The organism is Sphingomonas yabuuchiae, assembly GCF_001477495.1.
Taxonomy (GTDB): Bacteria; Pseudomonadota; Alphaproteobacteria; order Sphingomonadales; family Sphingomonadaceae; genus Sphingomonas; species Sphingomonas yabuuchiae_A.
Genome location: NZ_LDTF01000103.1, coordinates 1 through 3,913 on the forward strand (window position 1 = coordinate 1; position 3,913 = coordinate 3,913).

Genomic DNA, 3,913 nt, shown 5'->3' on the forward strand with positions numbered 1-3,913 from the left:
GCCCCCACGATCGCGACGTCGTGGATCACGCCGCCACCCCGTCCAGAAAGGCATCGATCGCCGCCAGGGCGCGCAGGCGCACCGGATCGACCTCGCGCAGCAATTCATGCGCCGCCTCCGGCCCGAACCGCTCGACCCGCGCGCCGATCCGGGCTGCAATGGCGGTAGCGGTCTTGGGATCAACCAGACGGTCGGCGTCGGCGACCAGCATCAGCGAGCGGACGCTTACCCGGTCCAGCCGGGGATCGCGCCCCAATGCCCGGATCGAGCGAAGCGCGGAGGCCAGCCAGCCCCAACTCGGCGGCCCCAGCGCCAGATCGGGCTGTTGGTCGTACCAATAGCCCTCATCCTCGAACCGCTCGACATCATGGGTCAGGTTGCGCTGCCGCGTATGATGGCCGGGGCCATCCTTGGCCTCCCAGATGCCGCGCTCGGCCCGGCCCAGCGCGTTCATCAGGCCGATGATTCCCGAGCCCAGCAGAGCGCCGGTCGGCAGGCGCAGGCCCAGCATCGGCGCGACCAGGATCAGGGCTTGCGGATCGACCGCCCCCTCGACCACCGCCCGCAGCGCCAGATGCCCGCCCATCGAATGCCCCAAAAGGACGTGGGGCAGGTCGCCCGCAGAGTGCTCGGCCCGCCATGCCGCCCAGAAGGCCCGTAAGTCCTCGACCAGTATGGAGAAGTTGCCGCCATGCCCGACATGGCGATCGGCCAGCAACCGCCCCGATCCCCCCTGCCCGCGCCAGTCAAAGGCGGTGACGCTCCATCCCCGCCCGACCAGATGGGCAAAGACCTCCAGATATTTCTCGATCACATCGGCACGGCCGGTCTGGAACAACAGCCGCCCGCGCGGGGCGCGCGCCGCCCAGTCGAAGCGACGATGCTCCCACCCGTCGGGCGCGTGCCAGCGCGACAGCGTGGCGGCGGCCGGGAAACTGCGGCGAAGGGACAGGGTGTCGGTCATCCGCCTCCCGGTTACGGTTTTGAAAGCCCCGCCGTCTAGGGCTTCATGCCATGGAATGGACCATAATGCGTATCGCGCTGCTGGTGGCGCTCGTCCTGCTGCTGGTGTCGGCGGGGATCGAGGATGCGCGGACCCGCGAGATCGCCGACCGCAAGAACATCGCCATCGCGCTGCTCGCGCCGCTATGGTGGTGGGCCAGCGGCGTATCCGTCTGGCCTGGCATGGCGGTGCAGCTCGGCGTCGGCCTCGCGATGTTCCTGCTGTTCGCCCAGGCGTTTCGCATCGGCATGATGGGCGGCGGCGATGTGAAGATGATCGCGGCCGTTGCGCTGTGGCTGCCCCTGCCGTCGCTGTTCCGCATGTTGCTGGTCATGTCGCTCGCGGGCGGCGCGGTGACGATCGCGATGCTGATCGACCATCGCCTGCGCGTCCGCACACTGGGCGACGCCGCTCCGGCGATCGAGGTTCCCTACGGCGTGGCCATCGCCATGGCCGCGCTCTTCATCCTTCAGGAACCGTTATTTAACCCCTTTCCGTCCATTTAACCAACCAATCGAACCGAGCATCGGGCTCGGCCAAGGCCGAAGAACGCAGGATGGACAGTCGAAAAGTGTTACTGCTGGTCGGGGCCCTGCTGGTGGCAGGGATCACGGCCCTATTCGCCCGGACCGTCACCGCCGGGAGCAGCGTTCCCCAGGCCCAGGCCGTTACGGTCGCCGCTCCCGTCGAGCCGCAGGCCGAGGTCCTGGTGGCCACCCGCACCTTGCCGGTCGGAACGATCATCGACCCCACCGCCCTGAAGTTCCAGCCCTGGCCCAAGGACATGCTCGCCAACGCCTATTATGTGCGCGGCAAGGCCGACATGGCCAAGTTGCAGGGCACCGTGCTGCGCTATGCGATCACCGCCGGTCAGCCGCTGACGCAGGGCGCGGTCGTCAGCCCGGGCGATCGCGGCTTCCTGGCCGCCGCGCTCACGCCGGGCATGCGCGCCGTGACCGTGCCCGTGTCGGCGCAGACCGCGGTCGCGGGCTTCGTGTTTCCGGGCGACCGGATCGACATGGTCCTGACCCAGGATGTCGCGGGCGGTGGCGATGGCCCGCCGCTCAAGGTGTCCGAGACGATCCTGCGCAACATCCGCGTGCTGGCGACCGACCAACGCACCGACAATCAGGCGGCCGAGGACGGCAAGACCCAGGTTCACACCTTCACCACCGTCACCGTCGAGGCGACGCCGAAAATGGCCGAGCAGTTGGCGGTCGCACAGACGGTCGGCACGCTGTCGCTGTCGCTGCGCGCGCTGGCCGAGCGGCCCTCCGAGCTGGCGGCGGGCGGCGATCCCAGTGCGGTTGCCCAACCGATGGTCGATCGGGCGTCCTATGTCACCGGAGCGGACGTGTCCCGCTATCAGCGCCGCACCGTACCCGGCCGCAACGCCGACTCCACGCCCAGCCACGGCGCGATCGCCATGGCCAACGACAATTCCGCGATGAACCCGGCGGCGCCAGCCATCGGTCAGGCGCGCGGCAGATCCGAAAGCGCCGGCGTGCGCATCGCTCGGGGCAGCACGGTCGCCCCGTCATCCGGCGGGTCAACGGGCACCGCGCCGATGGGGGATGGAAATTGACCATGTCGCTTCGTTCGCTTCTCCTGCGCGCACCGCGCACCTCGGCTTTCGTGCTGGTGCTGGCCCCGCTGCTTCTCGCCCCCTCGCCCGCGCGGTCGGCACCGTCCGGGCCGGCGGATTCGACCCCGGCCAACGACGGTTCCGGTGCGCTGGAGATCAACACCGGGCGGGCGCGGCTGATCACCCTGCCCCGGCCGATGACCGACCTGTTCGTCGCCGATGACAGCATCGCCGACGTGCAGGTCCGCTCGCCCACCCAGCTCTATATTTTCGGCAAGAAGCCCGGCGAGACCACCGTCTCCGCCACGGCGCGCGGCGGCGCGGTCGTCTATGCGGCGACCGTCCGGATCGGCAACAATCTGGATTCGATCGGCCGGATGCTGAAGCTGGCCATGCCCGAGGCGCAGATCGTCGCCACGCCGATGAACGGCCTGATCCTGCTGACCGGCACCATCGCCGCGCCCGACGACGCCGCCGAGGCCGAACGGCTGGTCCAGGCCTATGTCGGCAAGGACACCCGGATCATCAGCCGGTTGAAGACCGCCACCCCGCTTCAGGTCAACCTTCAGGTCCGCATCGCCGAGGTGAATCGCAGCTTCGTCAAGCAGATCGGCGTCAACCTGCTGAACCGCGACGCCAATTCCAGCGGCTTTGTGTTCGGCATCGCATCGGGCCGCAATGCGGGCAGCATCGACAAGCTGACCGATGCGGCGGGTCTTCCGGCGGGCACTCGATATACGTTCAACCCCGGCACGCAGCGCACGACGCTGGGCCTGGGCGGGCGCGTGCTGGGCATGGACCTGCTCAGCGCGATCGACCTGGGCGAATCGCTGGGTCAGGTGGCGACGCTGGCCAACCCCAATCTAACCGCCCTGTCGGGGGAAACCGCGACCTTCCTGGCGGGTGGCGAAATTCCCATTCCGCTGGCCAGCGGCTTCGGCGCGGTGTCGGTCGAGTATAAGCAATATGGCGTCAGCCTGTCCTACACGCCGACGGTGCTGTCCGACGGGCGCATCTCGCTCCGTGTCCGGCCCGAGGTGTCGCAGCTGTCGTCGGTGGGCTCGGTGACGATCAGCGGGACCTCGATCCCCGCGCTGACCACCCGCCGGGCCGAGACCACGCTGGAACTGGGTTCCGGCCAGAGCATGATGATCGGCGGCCTGCTGTCCAACTCGCGCGACAATTCGATCGAGAAGACGCCGTGGCTGGGCGACCTGCCGCTGATCGGCTCGCTGTTCCGCTCCAACGCGTTCAAGCGCAACGAGACCGAGCTGGTCATCATCATCACCCCCTATCTGGTGAAGCCGGTCAACTCGCCCTCCGAG

General features: G+C 68.6%; 4 protein-coding genes. 3 read left to right on the plus strand and 1 reads right to left on the minus strand.

Annotation, left to right across the window (positions count from 1 at the left end; genetic code table 11):
- Positions 1-25 precede the first annotated feature (25 nt).
- Complete coding sequence (locus tag NS355_RS16295; RefSeq protein ID WP_058746643.1) at positions 26-964, minus strand: alpha/beta fold hydrolase; 939 nt, start codon at positions 962-964, stop codon at positions 26-28.
- A 65-nt stretch (positions 965-1,029) separates the two neighbouring features.
- Between NS355_RS16295 and NS355_RS16300 the strand changes: the two genes are divergently transcribed.
- The 3 genes from NS355_RS16300 to NS355_RS16310 all read left to right on the plus strand — a co-directional run.
- Positions 1,030-1,509, plus strand: a complete 480-nt coding sequence (locus tag NS355_RS16300; protein WP_084788048.1) for an A24 family peptidase — start codon at positions 1,030-1,032, stop codon at positions 1,507-1,509.
- A 50-nt stretch (positions 1,510-1,559) separates the two neighbouring features.
- The gene (gene cpaB, locus NS355_RS16305) at positions 1,560-2,588 is read left to right on the plus strand and encodes a Flp pilus assembly protein CpaB (RefSeq protein WP_058746645.1); all 1,029 of its coding nucleotides are present in this window, start codon (positions 1,560-1,562) and stop codon (positions 2,586-2,588) included.
- A 2-nt stretch (positions 2,589-2,590) separates the two neighbouring features.
- Positions 2,591-3,913 (plus strand): type II and III secretion system protein family protein (locus tag NS355_RS16310; RefSeq protein ID WP_153008261.1); only part of this gene is annotated, 1,323 nt, incomplete at its 3' end.